This window comes from Flavobacterium sp., from assembly GCF_028712645.1.
GTDB lineage: Bacteria > Bacteroidota > Bacteroidia > Flavobacteriales > Flavobacteriaceae > Flavobacterium.
In genome coordinates this window covers 1-2,583 of sequence record NZ_JAQTPQ010000379.1, presented here as the reverse complement: position 1 = coordinate 2,583, position 2,583 = coordinate 1, and the positions used below count along the sequence as shown (strand labels likewise).

Annotated in this window: 3 protein-coding genes; all 3 read left to right on the top strand. The window is 30.7% G+C overall.

What is annotated here, in order from left to right:
- Window positions 1–631 (top strand): head GIN domain-containing protein (locus PHC28_RS18130; RefSeq protein WP_300103834.1); only part of this gene is annotated, 631 nt, incomplete at its 5' end.
- A 41-nt stretch (window positions 632–672) separates the two neighbouring features.
- Window positions 673–1,350 carry a LysE family transporter gene (locus PHC28_RS18125; protein ID WP_300103831.1) on the top strand — a complete coding sequence of 226 codons (678 nt, stop codon included), beginning with the start codon at window positions 673–675 and terminating at the stop codon, window positions 1,348–1,350.
- 315 nt (window positions 1,351–1,665) lie between these two features.
- Window positions 1,666–2,583: site-specific integrase (locus PHC28_RS18120; RefSeq protein WP_300103827.1), on the top strand; the 918-nt coding region annotated here is incomplete at its 3' end.

Below are 2,583 nucleotides of genomic sequence, written 5' to 3'. Positions count from 1 at the left end.
AGTTCAAGTCAAATTTGCTCAAGTCACAAGAGAGCTAGGAGATTTTGATAGTGTAAAAGTATTTGATAAACTCAATGTAAAACTTATTCCATCTTCCGAAAATAAAATAATTATAACAGGAAAACGAGAAAATGAAGTTGAAGTTGTAAATAAAAATGGAGAATTAAAATTAAGAATGCCTTTTCCAAAATTATTATCAGGAGACGATATTATAATTAAATTATATTTCAAAAAAATAGAAAACATAGAAGCTGGCGAAGGAACTTATGTTTCTTGTGATAAAACATTTAAGCAAACTTTGATTAATTTAAACGCTAAAGAAGGATCAGAAATAAACATAGATTTAGATGTTGATAAAGCAGAAGTAAGAGCGGTTACAGGTGGAATTTTAGAATTATCAGGAGAAGCCTCTAATCAAAACGCTATTATTGCTTCGGGAGCAATTTTAAACGCAAAAGATTTACATACTTCGCAAACCTCAATAATAGTTTCTGCTGGCGGTCAAGCAGAAGTTTTTGCAACGTTATTAGTAGATGCAAAAGTGAAGGCAGGAGGAACTATTTATATTTATGGAAAACCAAAACAAATTAATCAAAAGACAATTTTAGGAGGAACTATTACAGAAAAATAATACTTTTGATTCTATTTTCACTTTAAATAATTTAGTTTTTAATGATAAACGATATTTTATCTGGAATTCCTTGGGGATTTTTTTTAAGTTTTATGATTGGTCCAGTTTTTTTTATATTACTCGAAACCAGTATTATAAAAGGATTTCGGGCGGCATTAGTTTTTGATTTAGGAGTTGTTTTAGGAGATATTGTTTTTATTACAATAGCCTATTTAGGAAGTTATCGATTGATAACAAGTCTTAAAGACAATACCGCTCTTTTTATGTTTGGAGGAATATTAATGGCCGCTTATGGTGTTATTTCATACATTGGTTTACATAAAGAAAAAAAAATAGACACTCATAAAATAGATAACGAAATTATCAGAAAAGATTACTTTGGGTTATTCATTAAAGGCTTTTTTTTAAACATCATCAACATTGGAGTATTAGGTTTTTGGTTGGCTGTAATTATTTCAGTAGGACCAAAATTAGAGATGCAAAACTCCAGAATGTTTACTTTTTTTGCAACCGTAATTCTATCATATTTACTAGTTGATTGTATTAAAATACTATTAGCTAAGCAGTTAAAAACAAAAATGACACCAAATAATATTCTTAAAATAAAGAAAATAATCAGTATTGTTTTAATGGTTTTTGGTGTTGTTTTAATCGTTCAAGGCTGGTTTCCAAAAGAGAAAGAAAAACTGAAAAATGTTTTGGAGAGGATTGATGAATAATAAAATAGAAATAAACCTTCGCCAATCTACCCGATTTTGGGTGTATATACGAAGGTTTGTTTCGCCTATATATAAGTTATCTACAACTTTTCATTCAACCCTCCAATTTGCACTTAAAGTGTTGTATTCATTGACTTTGTAAAAATGAACAATGCAATTTTAAGCAACAAAAAGCAGTCAAATCCTTGTTTTGTTGTACCTATTGTTATACCTTCGTATTACGATGCACCCAATTGAAACCCCTTTATTTACAATACTTTCACTCGTTTGCATTAATTTACAAAAGTAGTATAACATTTCTAAATTCCTATTATTATGGCATCAGTAAAACTAATTTTAAGAACACATCAGGTAGACCAAACCGGACACAGCCCTTTGTATATACGAATTATAAAAGATAGAAAAACGAAATTTATCACTGCTGGAGTGAAGCTTAAAGAGAACGAGTGGGATGAAGCAAAGCAGAAAGTAAAAAAGAACCATTCCAACAGTGCCAGAATGAATGCTGCATTATCTCAAAAAATTGCAGATGCCGAAGGTCAGGTTGCAGATATGGAACGTAAAATCAAAACGGTTTCGGTTAAAAAACTAAAAGAAGCCATTAAGGGTAAAGAAGTGCCAAACTTTTTTGAATATGCCAGAAAGAGATTAGAGAAAATCAAAAGTACCGTTTCTTATTCCACGTACAGAGCATACACCTCGCAGGTTGATAAATTTGAAAAATATATGGGAACAAAGGATGTATATTTTGATGAAATTACCGTAGCACTATTAAACGACTATAAATTTCATTTAGGTGATACTTTAGGCAACGGAGATACAACTCAACGCCTTTCCATAATTGTGCTCGGAACCATATTCAGAGATGCAATTCGTGAAGAAGTAATTCCCGAAACTATGTTTCCGTTTAGCAAAATAACCCTCAAAATCAGTTCTTCTAAAAGATTATTTCTAAACAAAAAACAGATAGACGATTTAACTCAATTAAAGCTCATAGAAGGCAAAAAAGCTATGATGTGGAGAGATTTATTCCTTTTCTCCATTTATGCCGGAGGATTGCGTTTTAGTGATGTTATCGAAATGCAATATTCTAATTACAATGAAGCTGAACATAAAATCAACAAACACATTCGTAAAACTGGAAGAGTACACCAGTTCAAAATTGGAAAAGTGGCTATCGATATTTTAGAAAAATACAAAAAAGTAAATGCCAATCACGATGATTTTATCTTT